Below are 17,086 nucleotides of genomic sequence, written 5' to 3'. Positions count from 1 at the left end.
ACATCAGACAGCACCGGGCGCGGCGATACGCAAACCTGCTGCCTGTAGTGCTTCACGCAACTGGCTTGCAAAAGTCAGCGCATGCGCGCCGTCGCCGTGCAGGCACAAGGTGTCGGCGTGCAGCGATAGGCGGCTGCCATCGGTGGCAGCGACGCTGTTGTCCTGGGCGATACCGATGGCTTGCGTGGTCGCCTGTGCAACATCCTCGATGACGGCGCCACTTTCGCCGCGTGGTTGCAGCGAACCATTGGCGCAGTAACGTCGGTCGGCGAAGGCCTCGGCCGCCACTGGCAAACCGATGGCCCTGGCTGAATCAATCAATGCGGAATTGGCCAGGCCGAACAGGCGAAGCTCTGGATCGAACTGCTGCACGGCGCGGGCGATCGCTTCGGCCAGCGCCGTATCACGTGCAGCCATGTTGTAGAGTGCACCGTGAGGTTTTACGTGCGCCAACCGTGTGCCGGCGGCCTGGGTAAAGGCGTGCAGGGCGCCGATTTGGTATAGCGTCATCGCGTGCACTTCGGCCGGCGTGACGCGCATCTCGCGGCGTCCGAAACCCTGTAGATCAGGCAGCGAAACGTGCGCGCCGATCGCCACACCGCGGGCCATGGCCTGGGCCACCGTGTATTGCATGATGTCGGGGTCGCCGGCATGGAAGCCGCAGGCGATGCTGGCCGAGCTGATCAGCGCCAGCAGAGCATCATCGTCGCCCATGCGCCAGGCGCCGAAGGATTCGCCGAGATCGCAGTTCAGATCGATGCGTTTCATGGCAACCGTTTCCATCGAGAATGTTCCAGCCTTTCAGTCAGTGTGCGGAGCAGGCGTGTCAGGCGCTGCTGCTGCCCGGCTTGGCGCAAGCTGGCCTCATCCAGCGTGGTCTGACGAAAGCATACGGTATCGCCGGGGCGGCGTTGCGCCAAGCGCGGCAAATCGACAGCCGCGATCTGGCCAATGCGCGGATAGCCGCCGGTCACCGGAGCTTCGGCCAATAATGCTATGGGCTGCCCGGACGGCGGCAATTGCAGTGTGCCAGGCAGCGTCGCCTCGGAGATCAGTTCCAGCGACCGGCGTAGGCTCAGTGTATGGCCGTCCAGACGGCTGGCCGTGCGGTTGCTGTCCTTGCTCAGGATGAACTTTCCGTTATTCAATAGCTGCTGCGAGTTGTCGTCCAGCAGCTTCGAGTGGCTGCCGGGCAACAGTGCCAGCGGCTGGAATGCGAAATCGAACCAGGGATGCGGATCGATGCTCCACGGCAGGCAGTGTGCATCTTCCATGTCGTGCGACCATCTCAACGGTGTTGCGATGCCTAACGGCAGCTCGTCGCCGGCGCGCAGGGCGCGGCCGTGTGCATAGCCGAGCTTTGCATGCAGATCGCTGCTGCGGCTGCCGAGTATTGGCCTGACGTCGAAGCCACCACGCACGGCCAGATAGCTGCGGCAGCCAACCGCCATGCCGCCAAGCTGCAGCACGCTGTCGGCGGGAAGCTGGCAGCGTGTCCACATCGGGATCGATCGACCGTCTATATATGCACTTATCGCTGCGCCCGTCAGCGCGATCACGGCGGGTTGAGTAAAGTGTAGCGTCGGGCCGACCAAGGTGCATTCGATCGCTGCCTCGCCGTGGTGATTTCCTGCCAGCGCATTCGCCAATTGCCAAGCAGGTCCATCCATTGCACCTGCACGTCCCACGCCAAGCGCGGCAAATCCTGGGCGTCCTGCGTCCTGCAGCGTGCTGGATAGCCCCGGTTTGATGACGGTGACGCTCATCGTGACTTTGTCGCGGCAAGCTGCTGGAAGGTGGCTTCATCGATGGCGTGAAATCGCACGCGGTCGCCGGCAGCCAGCAACGATGGAGTATCGGCGGTGATATCAAACAACCGCTGCGGCGTGCGTCCAATCAGTTGCCAGCCGCCGGGCAGTTCGTCGGGATAAATGCCAGTCTGGCTGCCACCGATCGCCACGCTGCCAGCCGGTACGCGTTGACGCGGATCGGTGCGGCGACGTACTGCCAGCGCGGGATCCAGCCCCAGCAAATAAGGAAAGCCCGGCGCAAAGCCAAGCATCGCCACACGATATTCGGTGGCGCAATGACGCGTGATGACTTCGTCGATCGAAAGCTCGGTGATCGCCGCTACTTCGACGAGATCAGGGCCATCGGTATCGCCGTAGTGCACCGGAATGTCTACCAGTCGCGTGTCCACCGACTCGGTGGATAGGTTATTCAACGCATCCTGCACCACATCGCCAAGTCGCTGATGCGGCGTGCGTCCACTGGTGCTCGACCACTCATTCGGATCAAAACGCAGCAGCAGGCTGGCGTAAGCCGGCACGCATTCCAGCTCAGGCCATCGCTGTCGCAGATGGCTGGCGGCTGTATGCACGCGAGCGTTGATGGCAAGGTCGATGGTGTCACCGAATCGCAGCAGCAGGGCGTCTTCCGCCATCGCCTCACACTGGATGGCAGGGGGCATGCCTGCTTAATCCGCCGCGTTGGTCAGAACGTGTCGCAGCGCCTCAACACGTGCGGCCAATGTTTGTGCTTCGTAGGCTTCGGCTTTGCCGTTGCCCCATACCGGTCCCGGCCACGCGACATCGCCTTCAATGCGAGCGACGAGGTGAACATGGAGCTGGCGCACGATGTTGCCGAGTGCGCCAAGATTGAGCTTGTCGCAAGGCGCCACTGCTCGCAGTGCAGCGGTGGCGCGATTTACTTCCTGCCAAAGCAAGGCTTGCTCGTCGGCAGCCAGGTCGGTGATTTCGGACAGGCCGCCGCGACGTGGCACCAGAACCAGCCACGCATAACGGACATCGTTCATCAACAGCACTTCGCACAGCGGCAACGATGCCACGGCAACCGTGTCGGCTGCCAGTCGTGGGTCGAGTGCGAAGGGTTGATCGATCATGCATGGAGACCGTAAACAGGCTCTTAGGCCAGGTTCTTCCCGAAGAAGGCCAGCGTGCGCTCCATGGCCAACTTGGCACTGGGAGCGTCGTAGCTGCCGCGCTGGTCGCAATTGAAGCCGTGATCGGCATCGTAAACGTAGAACCCGGCGTCGGGATTGGCGGCCTGCACCTTTGCGCGGTCGTCTGCGCTGATATGCGCATCGCGCTCGCCGTAATGGAACAGCAAGGGCGCCTTGGCCTTCTGGTCGACGAACATGATGTTGCGGCCACCGTAGTAGCTGACGCTCGGCAGGCCAAGCTTGATCGCTGACAGGTAGGCGACGCTGCCGCCCCAGCAGAAACCCACCGTACCGACTTTTCCGGCAATGGCAATGCGCTTGGCTGCTGCTTCCACGTCCTGGATCGGTTTGTCGAAGCCGAGCTTGCTGACCAGTTCGATGCCCGTTTTCATGCCGACTTCGTCGTAATTCAGCTCGACGTTTTTCTTCTCATGATCGAACAACGCCGGTGCGATCGCGGTGTAGCCGGCCTGCGCGAAACGATCGGTGACGTCGCGGATATGGCTGTTTACGCCAAAGATTTCCTGGATCACCACCACGCCGCCCTTGGACGGGCCGGTGGGTTCGGCGAGATAGGCGTCGATGGTGGTGTTGCCGCTTTCAAGCTTGATGAACTGACCCATGAGTGTCCTCGGATAGTGGTTGCGGGAGAGGTGGCAGGCACGCCGAACAGCGGGGATAACGTGCCAGTCGAGAGGTGATTCGTGCGTGCAAAGTCTAGCCCGAAGTATCCCCCTGGCATGTTAGGCATTCGTCGTCGCAAAGTGCTGCGGTCGATGGACGCGGTGCACGGGGTACAATGGGCAGTCTTGTCATCAACGTTTCCAGCTTATGTCCACTTCTGCCAGCCCTTCCGCCAGCACGCAAAAAATCGGTTTCGTCAGCCTTGGTTGCCCCAAAGCATTGGTCGATTCCGAGCGTATCCTCACCCAGCTGAAGGTCGAGGGCTACGAGATCGTACCCAGTTACAACGCGGCCGATGCGGTGGTGGTGAACACCTGCGGCTTTATCGATTCGGCCGTGCAGGAATCGCTGGACGCAATCGGCGAAGCACTGCACGAGAACGGCAAGGTGATCGTTACCGGCTGCCTCGGCAAGCGTGAGAGCCTGATCCGTGAAGCGTACCCCGACGTGCTGTCGATCAGCGGGCCGCAGGACTACGCCAGCGTGATGACGGCGGTGCACAAGGCGCTGCCGCCGATGCGCAACAAGTTTCTCGACATCGTGCCGGATACGGGCGTCAAGCTCACGCCGAAGCACTATGCCTATCTGAAGATTTCCGAAGGCTGCAATCACCGCTGCAGCTTCTGCATCATTCCGTCGATGCGCGGCAACCTGGTGTCCCGCCCGGTCGATGAGGTATTGCTGGAGGCTGAGCGGCTGGTGAAAGGTGGCGTCAAAGAGCTGCTTGTCATTTCGCAAGACACCAGCGCGTACGGTGTGGATCTGAAATACGTCGAGCGCCAGTGGCGTGACAAGAGCTATCGCACGCGCATGACCGAGCTGTGCGAAGGACTGTCCGAGCTGGGCGTGTGGTCGCGGCTGCATTACGTCTATCCGTATCCGCACGTCGACGAAATCATGCCGCTGATGGCCCAGACTCATAACGGCATGCCCAAGTTGCTGCCGTACCTGGATATTCCGTTCCAGCACGCCAGTCCGCGCATCCTGAAACTGATGAAGCGTCCTGGCAATATCGATCGCACGCTGGAGCGCATCAACAACTGGCGCAAGGTCGTGCCGGACCTCACCATTCGTAGCACCTTCATCGTCGGCTTTCCCGGCGAAACCGATGCGGAGTTCGAGGAACTGCTCGATTTCCTGCGTGAAGCGAAGCTCGATCGCGTGGGTGCATTCGCCTATTCACCGGTGGACGGTGCCAAGGCCAACGACTTGCCCGATCCGGTTTCCGAAGAGCTGAAGGAAGATCGCCTCGAGCAGTTCATGATGGTGCAAGCCGAAATTTCCGCGGCCAAGCTACAGCAGAAGATTGGTCGCACGATCAAGGTGCTGATCGATGAAGTCGGCAAGGATGGCGCGATTGCCCGTTCGGCGGCCGATGCACCGGAGATCGACGGTACGGTCCTGATCTCATACGAAAACTTCGCTGACGGCCAGAAGTTGCGGCCCGGTCAGTTTGTCGAGGTGCTGGTCGAGTCAGCCGACGAGCATGATCTGCACGCGCGTCTCGTCGGCTGATCCATGCGTTACCACGCGCCGCCGCGCGAAGCTGTCGATCCGGCGATGTTTGCGCGACAGCCGCTGGCCGCGTGGCATGAATATGCCGCGTTGCTCGAAGGCGATAAATGGCCGTCTATCGATGGACTCAACGACGCGTTACTGAATGAAGCGACCATCCGCTTCGTGGCGCAAACACCGGCCCTGCTGGCGGATGGCATGCACTACGAACAGCGTATCGCCGCACGCGGCGAGGTCGCGACCCGCGAAGGCAACTGGCACGATCTGCTCAATGCGTTGATCTGGTTACGCTACCCGGAACTCAAGCAATCCTTGAATCAGCGCCAGATGGCGGAAATTGCGCAGATGGGGCCAAAGCTGCGCTCGCGTGCGCAGTACGCGATGACCCATTTTGACGAAGCTGGCGTGATTGTTGTCGTGCGCGATCCCACGCTACTGGCGTTGTGGGATGCGCACGACTGGTACGGCCTGTTCTGGCGGCAGCGGCAGGCGTGGCTGGACGGGGCGATCCAAGTGGAAGTATTTGGCCACGCACTGCTGGAGCATGCACTGAGCCCGAACAAGCTTCTGGTGGGCAAGGCGTTGGCGTTCCATGCGGCATGCGAGGTGGACATGTTCGATGTCCGTCGTGCGTGCATCGAGGCGATTGCTGCAGGGCAACTTCTTTGCGATCCGCTGGAGTTGCGGCCATTGCCGCTCTCGGGCATCCCGGGGTGGCGTGCCGAGAACGACGAAGAGGCGTTTCACCGCACCACTGTCTGCTATCAGCCACGGCGACTGGACCGTCAATACCCCGAAGCCATGCGCCTGGTTTGATCTTGCCTGGGCTGATATCTCCCACGTGTGAGGTGTGTACTGCAGCCGCTGAATCGAAAGTTGTCGCAAACTCATACTCGCAAAAGGTGGCGATGCTAGGCTCTGCGTTTACCTGAAGCTACCGAGGAGCGTTTGATGAAAACACATACGATTTTGCGCAAGCGCCTGATGCATTCGTTGCTGGCATTGCTGGGCGGCATGCTGTTGCTGGCGCCGCTGTGGGCGCAGGCTCAACAGGTGCCCGTGTTGTCGGCTGCCGACAAGCAGGCGATCGCGAGTTACAACTTGAACGAGGATAACTTCAAGCGGCTCGCTGCTGTCGTCAAGGAAGTGCACGAGGAGGGCATCAGCCCACCGCAGCCGAAGGATTTTTCGAATGTGCACAGCCTGGATGATTTGGCCAATCTGCCAGTAGCCCAGGATAAAAGAGTCGCGCCACTGCTGCAGAAGTACGGATTCACTCCGCGCGAATATCTGCTGGCCAATCTCGCACTGATGAATGCGGGCATTGCGGTGCAGGCGAAAAACAATCCCGAGGCAGCGCAGTACATGGACAAGAGTCGGATCAACCCGGCCAACGTGAGCTTTTACGAAGCGCATGAAGCGCAGATCGCAGCATTACAGCAGCAGTTTGATGACGGCAGCAACAAGTAGGGTCTGAGGCGGGTCTGGGGCGAGCCATACTTCCACATCAGTTGGCGTTATAGCTGATGTCGATGATGGCGAACGCCGCCGGACCACCCGGCAATTCCACATTGATCTCGTCGTCGGTACGTCGCTTCAGTGCCGCGCGCGCCAGCGGTGAGTCAATGCTGATCCATCCGAGTTTTGCGTCGGTCTCGTCGGGGCCGACAATGCGGTAGTGCAGGATCTCGCCGGTATCGACGTTTTCCAGTTCGATACGGGCGCCGAAAAATACGAGACCTCGATCACCTGGGGATCCTTCGGCCACCTTGAGATCAGGAATGCGCTTGCTCAGGTAGCGGGCGCGCCGATCGATCTCGCCCAGCTGTTTTTTGCGGTAGATGTACTCGGCATTTTCCGAGCGGTCGCCTTCGGCCGCGGCAGCAGCCAGCGCCTTCACCACTTGCGGTCGCAGCACGTGCCACAAGTGGTCGAGTTCGGCCTTCAGTCGCTCGAAACCTTCGCGGGTGATGATCGCGGTAGAGCTCGGTGAGGGCGGACGCCAGCGACTCATGGACTGCGCGCCAATCGCGATCGCTGCAGCCCGATCTCGGCATGCAGCGGGTGGTCCGGCCACGCTGATTCCAGCGTATCCAGCAGTCGGGCTGCTTCGCTTTTGTGCTCCGGATCTTCAGCCAGAAGGCGTGCGGCGAGCATGCCGATATGGGGTGCTTGCGTATCCCGCGGCCACGCGTTGAGAAACCCGCGGCAAAGGTGCAGTGCGATACGGCGCATGCTCAGTCTTGCCGACAGATCGGCAAGCTCGGCGCAAGTGCGCGGGTCGTCGGGAATGAAGTCCGCATCGATGCCGCAACACTCCTGCAGCACCCCCAGTGCGCGCTTGGCTTCGCCCTGGGCGATCAGCGAGGCCATCCAGATCTGGCCGTGGACCAGCAGTCCGTCGCGAAAGCCCTGTTGTTGCAACAGCCTTCGATACGCCAGGTGAAGCGAGGTCGGCGCCACGCGATTCTGCATTCGTGCGACCAGCAAGGAAGTGGCCGCTACTGGTTCATGCGGCGCCAGTGCGTCGACTTCGGCCAGCAGATCCTCGTCGGCGTCCTGTCCGCCGACCTTCGCCAGCTTTGGCGCTTCCGGCTCCAGCCCGAAGCGCTCGTGGCGCTGATGAATCATCGCGCCCATCAGGTGAAAGGCCAGCACTGCGAGATAGGTGCTGGCGAATGCGAACAGCGGCAACGCCAATAATTGCGGCAGGAAGGCCGTGGTGACCGAGGCGATTACAATCGTGATGCCCAGCAGCAGATTGATCGCTACGGGTATCAGGTACGCGCTGCCAAAGGCACCGATCACGCGAGCCCAATTCAACGGGTTGATCGCCAGTGCCATATTGCCGTCGAATGCCAGTGACATGTCGATGGCCGGCAGCACCAGCGCAAACAGGATAAGAAAAGGCACCAGCAAGTGCGGATAGAACACGATGGCGACCACGCAAAAGGCGACTACCAGCAAATGGATCGCGACTAGACCCCAGGCGCTGGTATCGCTGCTGTCGACGCCGACGTCCGGCGGATCGGCATAGCCGTTGGCCGTGTGCAGTAGGCAAGTGGCGGCGTAGCGCCAGGTAGCAGCCCACACGAATACGCTGGCCAGCGCGCCGATGTACGACGGCAGCAGCCCCACGTAATGGATAAGTGCCAGTGCGACACAGGTGGCCAATCCGGAGCCGCGCAACGGATAGCCGATGCCACTGCGCAGGCGTTCGGGGAACGGTGTGTCGGCGGAGGCAACTTCGATGCGTGGCATGCCTGACTCAGCGCTTGTCGTCGACGATGTTATTCAATACGCCGTGCAGAATTTGCCGGCTCAGTTGGCTGTCAATGCGGCGTTCGACGGAAATGACCTGGAGAACACACTTCCCGGAATCGCTCAATTCAAGTGCGCGTCCGAGCAGGGTTGGTCCCATGTTGCATGGAGGGTCCATGCTCGCGTAGATGCGGTCATTGCGGCCGATCAAGACTTCCATCATGCGTTTTGCATCCGTGGGTGGCCAACCGATTGTAGCGGCCATACTCATGCTGTCGCGTATCCGTGGTCGTTGAGTCGGATCGCAGCGCCGGCTATGGTGGACGCTTTGCAGCTTGCGAAATCCCCCATGTCGGTACTCTCCAACTACCTCCGTATCGCGCTTCTCGCCGCTGCCATGACCCTGCTCGGCGCCTGCGCAAGCACACCGTCAGCGGCAGGCAAGCCCAGTGCCTCGGTCAATGCGCTTTACGCGCAGCTCGACCAGGCGAGCAAGGGTTACGAGGTCGCGCTGCAGCAGTCGCGCGAGGGCAACCAGCAGGCATCGCAGCTGACACTGACGCAGTCATTGGATCAGTTGAAAGTGGCGGCTGCACACTGCGGCACGACGCCGGGATGCGATTCACAGCGGTTCTTTTCGGTGTTCGATCGCTTGCTGCGGCTGAAAGATGGTGACTTTGGCGGTGATCAGGATCTGGATAGCGATGTCGATCCGTCCCAGGCCGCGCTGCCTACCGGCAAGACCGGCGCAGCCAGCCTGCCCGAGGCGCAGCGCAGTGTGACCCTGCTGCATGGACAGAAACTGTCCGAACTGATCGCGATGAACGGGCCGGTCAAGGCGGCGCTGGAGATGTGGCTCACCCAGTGGCGCCCGGCTTTGATGGATGCCTACGTCAATTATCAGTACATGCGTTTTGAGATGTGGCCGCAGTATGAGAGCGCTGATCTGCCCGAGGCGCTGCTGTTCGGCATCATGGCCAAGGAGTCTGGCGGCAAGGTGCATGCGGTGTCGCGATCGGGTGCCGCCGGGCCGCTGCAGTTCATGTACGCCACCGGCACGCGTTTCGGACTGACCAGCGACGACGGATTCGACCTGCGCTACGATCCAGCGGAGTCTGCCCGGGCCAACGCCGAGTACATCAATGAGCAACTGGGCCAGTTCAACAACAATCTCGAGCTGACCATCGCGGCCTACAACGGTGGCGAGGGCCGTATGCGACGACTGGTGGGTGACGATACGTCGGTGAGCTTCTACGACCCGCGTGTTTACAATCAGTTGTCGCAGGAAACCCGCGATTACGTGCCGTCGGTGCTCGCGGCGGCATGGCTGTTTCTGCACCCGGACAGCTACAACCTGAAATTTCCGAAAGTGGATGGCGCACCGGGCAAGATCATCCTGCAGCGCACGGCTTCCCTGTCCGAGCTCACCGTATGCCTGGGTTCGTCCTATGGCATGAGCGATGGCTGGTTCCGCACGCTGCGCAATCTCAATCCCCGGCTTGATCCGCAGGTCGAACAACCCGCCGGCAGCCAGCTGCAAGTACCCAAGCCACTGGAAAAAGTCTATGCCTCGCGCTGCGTCAATGGCCCGTGGCCGATCCTCGCCAATGATCTGCATACGGCGGTCATACCGACGGTGGCGTACATCCCGGCAGCGCCTGCGCCGGTGGCGAAAGCCGAACGCCGCTACAAGGTTTACAAGGTCCGTCGTGGGGATTCGCTCGCCAGCGTGGTGCGCAAACTGCAGTGTTCCAGTGTGCAGGAAGTCGCGGACATCAATGGACTGAAGCACCACTCGATCAGTGTCGGACAAACCCTCAAACTGCCGGATTGCCGTTGAGCCAGCGGGTTTGGCGGAGAGCTGACAAATTATCGAAGGCAGTCGTTCCGTCAGGCCGCCTGACTTGACTGCATCCAGCTGTCGACGGTATCCCCGCTGGTGCGAACTTCTTTTATTTCCCGCAGCAGTTGCATCAGCTGGCGGAACTGCGGCTGCAGGCGGGCGTGCGGCGAATTCTTGGTTTCGTGATACGCCACGGCCAGCCATAAGGCGATGCCACGCATGGCGACCTCCGGATTATTCGAGCATGCGCGCTCAAAACCCGCCTCGGTGCCTTGACCCCATGGCAGATAGCGCGCTTCCGGCGCGGTGCCATACAAGTGTGGAAACTCGGTGCGTGATGCCTGACCGATCTCACGCAAAGCCAACATGCTCATGCGGGGCCGACTACGTTCCGGCAATGCGCGGACGCTGCGCTCGATGCCGCGAAACTGGCGGGCCAGCTGGCGCGCGCGCATCATCACGATGACGGGTGTGAGTAATCGCATGAGTTCCCCTTGATGATCAACGGCAAGGCAGCGTCGCTGCGCGGCTGGCGGTGATCGTAGTAGAGGACTATACGCGATTGCGCCTAGAACGTCACAAAATGACGTATTGCGTCATCACGCGATGAGTGGCTGGATTTGGCAGCAGGATCTTGCATACGCGCGTGGACGATTTCAGCAGGAGCCGATCCGCTGGCCAACCTGCACCGGTTGCTGGTGTTGCAGGGTATCCAGTGTCGCCATGCCTTCCGGCATCAACAGGATCACCGTGGAGCCCATATTGAAACGGGCCATCTCGGCGAAACGTTCCAGCGTGATGTCCTGGCCCTCGAACGACTTGCGGCGGATCGATGACGCATAGGGCGGAATCACTAGGCCATCCCACACTGTGGCCACCGATGACACCAGAATCGCACCGACCATCACCAACACGAACGGACCATGCTCACCTTCGAAATGGCAAACCAGCCGCTCGTTGCGCGCAAATAGCCGGGGGATCGCTTCCACCGCGAATGGCGCCACGCTGAAAATGCGACCCGGCACGTGTACGGTCTCCTTCAGGCGCCCGGCCAGCGGCATGTGCACGCGATGGTAGTCGCGCGGTGAGAGGTAGACGTTGACGAAGCGACCGTTGCGATAAGGCGCGGCGGCGGCTTCGTCACCCAGCAGCTCGGCGGCGGTGTAGTCGTGGCCCTTGGCCTGAAAGATCCGTCCTTCGACGATGTCGCCGGACTGGCTGATGCGGCCGTCGGCTGGGCAGAGCAGGGTGGCTGGGTCGGCATCCGCAAGCCGCGCGTCGGCGCGCAGCTTGCGGGTAAAGAAGGCATTGAAGTGTTGGTACGCCGACGGATCGGACTGCACCGCCTCGGTCATGTTGACCTGGTAATTGCGCACGATGGTGCTGATCAGCCAGTTCTTCCACGGCGCAAACGTCCAGCGCGTAGCCCAATAAACCACTCGCGACAGCGCGCGGTGGGGCAGCACATACTGGAGGACGATTTTGAAGGTCATCCCTCCAGTATAAGCAAGCCGGGCGATCCGGGTCGCTGGCTTTATACTGCCCGCCCTTGACCGCGTATGCCCAGGATTCTCCGTGACTGCCGAACTTGCCTCGATCATCGACTTCATCCGCTATGGCGCAAGTCGCTTCTCGGCCGCCGGGCTTACCTTCGGGCACAGCCATGACAACCCGATTGACGAAGCCACGCACCTGGTGCTGGCCAGTCTGCATCTGCCGCCGGACATTCCCCCGGCTTACGGGGCCGGCCGCCTGACCAGGGACGAGCGCGAAAACGTATTGGCGTTGATCGACCGCCGCATCAATGAGCGTTTGCCGGTGGCTTATCTGGTTGGCGAAACCTGGTTTGCGGGACTGAAGTTCAAGAGCGATCGCCGGGCGCTGGTGCCACGTTCACCGATCGCCGAGCTGATCGAGTCGCGCTTTGCGCCGTGGCTGGACGATCGCCACATCGAGCGCGCGCTGGATCTGTGCACCGGCTCGGGCTGCATTGGCATCGCGATGGCAGAGTACAACCCGGAGTGGCAGGTCGACATCGTCGACATCAGCGAGGACGCGCTGTCGCTGGCGCGGGAAAATATCGTGTTCCAGCACCTGGAAGGCCGCGTCAATGCGATCCAGTCCGATCTCTTTGCCGGCATCAAAGGCCAACGCTATAGCCTGATCGTCTCCAATCCACCGTATGTCACCGAGGACGAATACACCGCGTTGCCGGGCGAGTACCGGCATGAGCCGAAGCTCGGCTTGACCTCCGGCGAAGACGGTCTCGACCTCTGTTTGCGCATGCTCAATGAGGCGGCTGACTACCTCACCGACGATGGCTTGCTGATCGTTGAGGTGGGCGAGAGTGAGCACGCGTTATCCGCTTTGCTGCCGGAAGTTCCCTTTGTGTGGATCGAGTTCAAGGTTGGCGCGATGGGCGTATTTGCGATCGAACGGCGCGATCTGCTCGAGCACGCCGGTGCGATTCGTGCGGCGGCGGATCGACGTCCTGGTTGATCTGCCGGCAACTGGCAGGCGACGGCAATGCAGCTGACTACGACACGACTGCGGCTCGACGGGCTGCGCCGCGAAGATGCCGAGGTGCTGTTTCGCTATCGCGCCGATCCCGAGGTCAGTCGTTACCAGGGCTGGCGGCCAGCATTCGTGGACGACGCGCGTCGCTTTATCGAGGCCTGTCACGCGGTTGCGCCGGATACACCGGGAACCTGGTTCCAGCGGGCTATCCGATGGAGCCGTACCGACGAGCTGATTGGTGATGTTGGCTTGCATTTCGTGGCTGATGCCGAGGCAGCTGTCGAACTGGGTATCAGCCTGTCGCCTGCTTATCAGAAGCGAGGCATTGCGACCGAGGCACTGAATGCCGTGTTGGGCTTCGTCTTCGACGGTTTGCACAAGCATCGCGTGTTTGGTTCGGTTGACCCGCGCAATCACGCCAGTATCAAGCTGCTCGAGGGTGTCGGCATGCGCAAGGAAGCGCATTTTCGTGAAAGCCTGCGCATGGATGGCGAGTGGGCCGATGATGTGATCTACGCCATGCTCGATCGGGAGTGGCAGGCCTGCTGCACAGCAAAACCTCATCGCGGTTAAGCTGTCACGGTTTTCAACGGCATCCAGGCGCCATGTCCAGCAACTCCTTCGGCAAGATTTTTACTGTCACCACCTTTGGCGAAAGTCACGGGCCGGCGATAGGCTGTGTAATCGACGGCTGCCCCCCTGGGCTGCCGATCGGGGTGGAAGAGTTTCGCCGCGATCTGGATCGGCGCGCCACTGGCAAGAGCCGCTATACCTCGCAGCGACACGAGGCGGACGACGTGGAAATCCTGTCCGGCGTCTACGAGGGCAAGACTACCGGCACGCCGATTGGGCTGCTGATTCGCAATACCGATCAGCGCAGCAAGGATTACGGCGATATCGCGCAGACGTTTCGTCCAGGTCACGCCGACTACACCTATTGGCAGAAGTACGGTATCCGTGATCCGCGCGGCGGCGGTCGTTCTTCCGCGCGCGAGACCACAATGCGGGTAGCTGCGGGCGTGATCGCCAAGAAATGGCTGGCCGAGCGTTATGGCGTGCGCGTGCGCGGCTATCTGGCCCAGATCGGCGAGATCACGCCGAGGGCTTTCGATTGGGACGCGGTGGAGCAGAATCCCTTCTTCTGGCCCGATGCCGCGCAGGTTGCCGAGCTGGAGATGTTTATCAACGCGCTGCGCAAGTCCGGTGACTCGGTCGGCGCGCGTGTGAACGTGGTGGCCGATGGCGTGCCCCCGGGCTGGGGCGAGCCGATCTACGGCAAGCTCGACAGCGATCTGGCCAGCGCGCTGATGTCGATCAACGCGGTTAAGGGAGTAGAGATTGGTGACGGCTTCGCCGCCGTGAATCAGCGCGGCAGCGAGCATCGCGATGAGATGCGTATGGACGGCTTTACGTCCAATCACGCGGGTGGCATTCTCGGCGGCATCAGCAGCGGGCAGCCGGTGACAGCATCGATCGTTCTGAAGCCGACCTCAAGCATCCTGATTCCCGGTCACAGCGTGAACACAGCAGGTGAAGCAACCGAGGTCGTGACCAAGGGTCGCCATGATCCCTGTGTCGGCATCCGTGCCACGCCGATCGCCGAGGCGATGATGGCACTGGTGCTGATCGATCATGCGCTGCGTCATCGCGCGCAGTGCGGAGATGTCGGTACGGTCGAGCCCAGGATTCCCTGATGCGGTCGGGAATTTTTATGGGTCGAAGGGCTATTGAGGAGGCATTTGCTGGATGAGCAAGCGGCAACGCGTGTGGATATCTCGGCCACTTTTCCCCGATATCGTGACCAGGCTCGAACAATATTTCGACGTCGTGGCAGAGACGGTCGACCAGAAACGCTCGGCCGAACAGCTGAAAGGCACGCTTGCCGATTTCGATGGTGCCATAGTGGGTGGTAGCGATCGCGTGGATGCCTCGGTGCTCGACGGCAATCGGCGATTGAAGGCCATCGCCAACCTGGGCGTTGGTTACAACAATCTGGATATTCCCGCGCTGACTCAGTCTGGCGTGCTTGCGTGCAATACACCCGGGGTGCTCGACGAGAGCGTGGCCGATTACGCCTGGGCATTGATGCTGGCCGCCTCGCGTCGCGTCGGTGCAGCCGAACGCTGGCTGCGCGCGGGGCAGTGGAATGGCATGCGCTTTGACGATTGGCTTGGTGTCGACGTACACGGCAAGACGTTGGGCATCCTCGGCATGGGCCGGATCGGTCAAGCGATTGCGCGACGTGCGGGGGGCTTTGGTATGCCGGTGATTTATCACAACCGTCATCGCCTGCCGGCCGATATCGAGGAAGCCTGCAAGGCGCGATATGTTGAAAAGTCCACGCTGTTGCGTGAGTCCGATCATCTGATCCTGGTGCTGCCATTCACTTCGGAAAACCGGCACGTTATCGGTGCCCTGGAGCTGGCGCTGATGAAACCGCAAGCCGTGCTGGTAAACATCGCGCGCGGTGGCATCGTCGATGATGTGGCGCTGGCCGCAGCGCTGCGTGAGGGCCGACTGGCGGCTGCGGGGCTGGACGTATTCGAAGGTGAGCCGGCGGTGCACCCCGATTTACTGGCGCTCGAGAATGCCGTGCTCAGCCCGCATCTTGGCAGCGCGACCGAAGAAACGCGCCACGCAATGGCCACACTGGCAGCCGACAATCTGATCGCGGCGCTAGGCCACGGACTGCAGGCAGGACATCCACCAAGCCCGATCAATGCCGAAGTGCTGGGAAAGTGATGGGACACGTAGCCGTCCAAACGCCCACTCGTATATTCTGCGACGACGGTTTGGATGGATCTGCGTTTTGTCGGCCATCAATTTTTATATCGAACCTCTCGTGAACTGGAATCGCAGGTAAAAGATCAGTGAGTAAAAAGAGCAGTTACAAAGTGGCAATGGTCGGTGCGACGGGCGCCGTCGGTGAAACGTTGCTGGCGATTCTGGCCAGCCGTGATTTTCCGGTCAGCGAGCTGGTGCCCTTGGCGAGTGAGCGATCTGCCGGTGGCAAAGTCACGTATGCAGGCCAAGAGGTGACGGTTCAGCTGCTCGATACCTACGATTTCGCGGGGGTCGATATCGCGTTCTTCTCGGCCGGCGGTTCGGTCAGCCGCGAGCACGCGCCACGTGCGGCAGCGGCCGGTGCCGTGGTGATCGACAATACTTCGGAGTTTCGCTACGACGATGACGTGCCGCTGGTGATCAGCGAGGTCAATCCGCATGCCATTGCTGACTACACGCGCCGCGGCATCATAGCTAACCCCAACTGCTCGACCATGCAGATGCTGGTGGCGCTGGCACCGATTCATCGTGCGGTGCAGATCGAGCGGATCAACGTGGCGACGTACCAGTCGGTGTCAGGTGCCGGTCGTCAGGGCATGGAGGAGCTTGGCCGGCAGACCGCTGCGCTGCTGAATTTCCAAAGCGTCGACCCGGGCAAGAAATTCCCGGCACAGATCGCGTTCAATGTCATCCCGCAGATCGACGAGTTTCAGCCGAATGGTTACACCAAGGAAGAAATGAAGCTGGTCTGGGAGACCCGTAAAATTCTGGAAGATGAGTCGATCCAGGTCAATCCGACCGCGGTTCGCGTGCCGGTGTTCTACGGTCACTCCGAGGCGGTGCATATCGAGACGACCGACAAGATCACCGCCGAGCAGGCGCGTGAACTGTTGCAACAGGCCGAAGGTGTGGTGTTGATGGACGAGCGCAAGCCGGGCGGTTATCCGACGCCGGTGGGGGAGGCCGCCGGCAACGACGCCGTATACGTCGGGCGTATCCGCGAGGATATTTCGCACGAACGCGGCCTGGATCTATGGATTGTCTCGGACAATATCCGCAAGGGTGCGGCACTCAACGCCGTGCAGATTGCCGAAAAGTTGATCGAGGATTACCTGTGATGGCAGGTGTGGTCGGAGTGCGCGATTGGAAAGTCGCTGGTCTGGTTTTGCTGATGGTTTCGTCCGCCGCCTGGGCTGGCGGCGGTCAGGGGCAGGCGCACCAGACCCATTCTGCCGCAGCAACGCAGGCGTCGTTGGCACAGGCCAAACAGCAGCTTGAGCAGCAGCAGGCCCAGGTCAGGCAGTTGCAGGACACGGTGGCGAAGCAGGAATCGGACAGCAAGCAAGCCAGTCAACGCCTGCAGCAGCAGGATCAAACCATTGCCAAAATGCAGCAGGAGTTGCAGGCGTTGCACACAAAACCGGCGGTTGGACATCGCTGAAGTGTGCTGTAGAGCGAGAACGAACTACAGGAATGTACTGCAAGTGGTCGTTTCAGCTATTGTTGATTGGCATGCATGT

Annotated in this window: 20 protein-coding genes; 10 read left to right on the top strand and 10 right to left on the bottom strand. The window is 61.1% G+C overall.

Annotation, left to right across the window (positions count from 1 at the left end; genetic code table 11):
• Positions 1 to 3: 3 nt before the first annotated feature.
• From HDE80_RS20355 to HDE80_RS20335, 5 genes are read right to left on the bottom strand one after another with little or no spacing between them, the layout of a single operon-like run.
• Entirely contained in the window at positions 4 to 768 is a 765-nt protein-coding gene (locus HDE80_RS20355) for a 5-oxoprolinase subunit PxpA (RefSeq protein ID WP_184673913.1), read from the bottom strand.
• Entirely contained in the window at positions 765 to 1,766 is a 1,002-nt protein-coding gene (locus tag HDE80_RS20350) for a biotin-dependent carboxyltransferase family protein (protein ID WP_184673911.1), read from the bottom strand. The genes HDE80_RS20355 and HDE80_RS20350 overlap by 4 nt, the downstream gene beginning before the upstream one ends.
• Positions 1,763 to 2,470: a 5-oxoprolinase subunit PxpB gene (pxpB, locus tag HDE80_RS20345; RefSeq protein ID WP_184673909.1), complete on the bottom strand. Its 708-nt coding sequence runs from the start codon at positions 2,468 to 2,470 to the stop codon at positions 1,763 to 1,765. Before pxpB ends, HDE80_RS20350 begins: the two co-directional genes overlap by 4 nt.
• A gap of 6 nt (positions 2,471 to 2,476) precedes the next feature.
• Positions 2,477 to 2,902, bottom strand: a complete 426-nt coding sequence (locus HDE80_RS20340) for an HIT family protein (RefSeq protein WP_184673907.1) — start codon at positions 2,900 to 2,902, stop codon at positions 2,477 to 2,479.
• Between the two features lie 23 nt (positions 2,903 to 2,925).
• Positions 2,926 to 3,585 carry a dienelactone hydrolase family protein gene (locus tag HDE80_RS20335; RefSeq protein ID WP_184673905.1) on the bottom strand — a complete coding sequence of 220 codons (660 nt, stop codon included), beginning with the start codon at positions 3,583 to 3,585 and terminating at the stop codon, positions 2,926 to 2,928.
• Positions 3,586 to 3,793: 208 nt separating this feature from the next.
• Between HDE80_RS20335 and rimO the strand changes: the two genes are divergently transcribed.
• The 3 genes from rimO (at position 3,794) to HDE80_RS20320 (ending at position 6,631) form a co-directional block, all read left to right on the top strand.
• Positions 3,794 to 5,161: a 30S ribosomal protein S12 methylthiotransferase RimO gene (gene rimO / locus HDE80_RS20330; protein ID WP_184673904.1), complete on the top strand. Its 1,368-nt coding sequence runs from the start codon at positions 3,794 to 3,796 to the stop codon at positions 5,159 to 5,161.
• A 3-nt stretch (positions 5,162 to 5,164) separates the two neighbouring features.
• Positions 5,165 to 5,977: a DUF3025 domain-containing protein gene (locus HDE80_RS20325; protein WP_184673902.1), complete on the top strand. Its 813-nt coding sequence runs from the start codon at positions 5,165 to 5,167 to the stop codon at positions 5,975 to 5,977.
• Positions 5,978 to 6,112: 135 nt separating this feature from the next.
• A complete protein-coding gene (locus HDE80_RS20320) occupies positions 6,113 to 6,631 on the top strand; it encodes a hypothetical protein (protein WP_184673900.1) in 519 nt (172 codons plus the stop codon).
• A gap of 37 nt (positions 6,632 to 6,668) precedes the next feature.
• Here the strand turns inward: HDE80_RS20320 and greB are convergent, their stop codons facing one another.
• The 3 genes from greB to HDE80_RS20305 are packed head-to-tail and all read right to left on the bottom strand — an operon-like array spanning position 6,669 to position 8,693.
• Positions 6,669 to 7,175 (bottom strand): transcription elongation factor GreB, encoded by a 507-nt coding sequence (greB, locus tag HDE80_RS20315; protein WP_184603268.1) that lies wholly within the window; start codon positions 7,173 to 7,175, stop codon positions 6,669 to 6,671.
• Entirely contained in the window at positions 7,172 to 8,422 is a 1,251-nt protein-coding gene (locus HDE80_RS20310) for a hypothetical protein (RefSeq protein WP_184673898.1), read from the bottom strand. Before HDE80_RS20310 ends, greB begins: the two co-directional genes overlap by 4 nt.
• 7 nt (positions 8,423 to 8,429) lie before the next feature.
• Positions 8,430 to 8,693, bottom strand: coding sequence for a hypothetical protein (locus HDE80_RS20305; protein WP_184673896.1), 264 nt, complete (start codon positions 8,691 to 8,693; stop codon positions 8,430 to 8,432).
• A 78-nt stretch (positions 8,694 to 8,771) separates the two neighbouring features.
• Between HDE80_RS20305 and HDE80_RS20300 the strand changes: the two genes are divergently transcribed.
• Complete coding sequence (locus tag HDE80_RS20300) at positions 8,772 to 10,262, top strand: transglycosylase SLT domain-containing protein (RefSeq protein WP_184673894.1); 1,491 nt, start codon at positions 8,772 to 8,774, stop codon at positions 10,260 to 10,262.
• A gap of 50 nt (positions 10,263 to 10,312) precedes the next feature.
• Here HDE80_RS20300 and HDE80_RS20295 read toward each other — a convergent pair whose 3' ends face one another.
• Together HDE80_RS20295 and asd are read right to left on the bottom strand one after the other, a co-directional pair.
• Positions 10,313 to 10,750, bottom strand: coding sequence for a hypothetical protein (locus HDE80_RS20295; RefSeq protein ID WP_255484025.1), 438 nt, complete (start codon positions 10,748 to 10,750; stop codon positions 10,313 to 10,315).
• 171 nt (positions 10,751 to 10,921) lie between these two features.
• Entirely contained in the window at positions 10,922 to 11,758 is an 837-nt protein-coding gene (gene asd, locus HDE80_RS20290; RefSeq protein ID WP_184673892.1) for an archaetidylserine decarboxylase, read from the bottom strand.
• Positions 11,759 to 11,840: 82 nt separating this feature from the next.
• Here asd and prmB point away from each other — a divergent pair, with 82 nt between their 5' ends.
• The 6 genes from prmB to HDE80_RS22295 all read left to right on the top strand — a co-directional run bounded on the left by prmB (position 11,841) and on the right by HDE80_RS22295 (position 17,007).
• A complete protein-coding gene (gene prmB, locus HDE80_RS20285; protein ID WP_184673890.1) occupies positions 11,841 to 12,764 on the top strand; it encodes a 50S ribosomal protein L3 N(5)-glutamine methyltransferase in 924 nt (307 codons plus the stop codon).
• 27 nt (positions 12,765 to 12,791) lie between these two features.
• Entirely contained in the window at positions 12,792 to 13,355 is a 564-nt protein-coding gene (locus HDE80_RS20280) for a GNAT family protein (RefSeq protein ID WP_184673888.1), read from the top strand.
• Between the two features lie 32 nt (positions 13,356 to 13,387).
• On the top strand, positions 13,388 to 14,476 hold the full coding sequence (aroC, locus tag HDE80_RS20275; protein WP_184603255.1) for a chorismate synthase: 1,089 nt from the start codon (positions 13,388 to 13,390) through the stop codon (positions 14,474 to 14,476).
• A gap of 52 nt (positions 14,477 to 14,528) precedes the next feature.
• Positions 14,529 to 15,524 (top strand): D-glycerate dehydrogenase, encoded by a 996-nt coding sequence (locus HDE80_RS20270; RefSeq protein WP_184673886.1) that lies wholly within the window; start codon positions 14,529 to 14,531, stop codon positions 15,522 to 15,524.
• Positions 15,525 to 15,652: 128 nt separating this feature from the next.
• Positions 15,653 to 16,684 carry an aspartate-semialdehyde dehydrogenase gene (locus HDE80_RS20265; protein ID WP_184673884.1) on the top strand — a complete coding sequence of 344 codons (1,032 nt, stop codon included), beginning with the start codon at positions 15,653 to 15,655 and terminating at the stop codon, positions 16,682 to 16,684.
• The gene (locus HDE80_RS22295) at positions 16,684 to 17,007 is read left to right on the top strand and encodes a hypothetical protein (RefSeq protein ID WP_255484023.1); all 324 of its coding nucleotides are present in this window, start codon (positions 16,684 to 16,686) and stop codon (positions 17,005 to 17,007) included. Before HDE80_RS20265 ends, HDE80_RS22295 begins: the two co-directional genes overlap by 1 nt.
• Positions 17,008 to 17,086: the final 79 nt, after the last annotated feature.

It is taken from the genome of Rhodanobacter sp. A1T4, from assembly GCF_014207185.1.
GTDB lineage: Bacteria > Pseudomonadota > Gammaproteobacteria > Xanthomonadales > Rhodanobacteraceae > Rhodanobacter.
This window is presented reverse-complemented; position numbering and strand designations above follow the sequence as displayed.

Coding starts and splice junctions, on each gene's coding strand:
- HDE80_RS20355 (WP_184673913.1), bottom strand. CDS start 768: ATGAAACGCATCGATCTGAACTGCGATCTCGGCGAATCCTTCGGCGCC.
- HDE80_RS20350 (WP_184673911.1), bottom strand. CDS start 1,766: ATGAGCGTCACCGTCATCAAACCGGGGCTATCCAGCACGCTGCAGGAC.
- pxpB (WP_184673909.1), bottom strand. CDS start 2,470: ATGCCCCCTGCCATCCAGTGTGAGGCGATGGCGGAAGACGCCCTGCTG.
- HDE80_RS20340 (WP_184673907.1), bottom strand. CDS start 2,902: ATGATCGATCAACCCTTCGCACTCGACCCACGACTGGCAGCCGACACG.
- HDE80_RS20335 (WP_184673905.1), bottom strand. CDS start 3,585: ATGGGTCAGTTCATCAAGCTTGAAAGCGGCAACACCACCATCGACGCC.
- rimO (WP_184673904.1), top strand. CDS start 3,794: ATGTCCACTTCTGCCAGCCCTTCCGCCAGCACGCAAAAAATCGGTTTC.
- HDE80_RS20325 (WP_184673902.1), top strand. CDS start 5,165: ATGCGTTACCACGCGCCGCCGCGCGAAGCTGTCGATCCGGCGATGTTT.
- HDE80_RS20320 (WP_184673900.1), top strand. CDS start 6,113: ATGAAAACACATACGATTTTGCGCAAGCGCCTGATGCATTCGTTGCTG.
- greB (WP_184603268.1), bottom strand. CDS start 7,175: ATGAGTCGCTGGCGTCCGCCCTCACCGAGCTCTACCGCGATCATCACC.
- HDE80_RS20310 (WP_184673898.1), bottom strand. CDS start 8,422: ATGCCACGCATCGAAGTTGCCTCCGCCGACACACCGTTCCCCGAACGC.
- HDE80_RS20305 (WP_184673896.1), bottom strand. CDS start 8,693: ATGAGTATGGCCGCTACAATCGGTTGGCCACCCACGGATGCAAAACGC.
- HDE80_RS20300 (WP_184673894.1), top strand. CDS start 8,772: ATGTCGGTACTCTCCAACTACCTCCGTATCGCGCTTCTCGCCGCTGCC.
- HDE80_RS20295 (WP_255484025.1), bottom strand. CDS start 10,750: ATGCGATTACTCACACCCGTCATCGTGATGATGCGCGCGCGCCAGCTG.
- asd (WP_184673892.1), bottom strand. CDS start 11,758: ATGACCTTCAAAATCGTCCTCCAGTATGTGCTGCCCCACCGCGCGCTG.
- HDE80_RS20280 (WP_184673888.1), top strand. CDS start 12,792: ATGCAGCTGACTACGACACGACTGCGGCTCGACGGGCTGCGCCGCGAA.
- aroC (WP_184603255.1), top strand. CDS start 13,388: ATGTCCAGCAACTCCTTCGGCAAGATTTTTACTGTCACCACCTTTGGC.
- HDE80_RS20270 (WP_184673886.1), top strand. CDS start 14,529: ATGAGCAAGCGGCAACGCGTGTGGATATCTCGGCCACTTTTCCCCGAT.
- HDE80_RS22295 (WP_255484023.1), top strand. CDS start 16,684: ATGGCAGGTGTGGTCGGAGTGCGCGATTGGAAAGTCGCTGGTCTGGTT.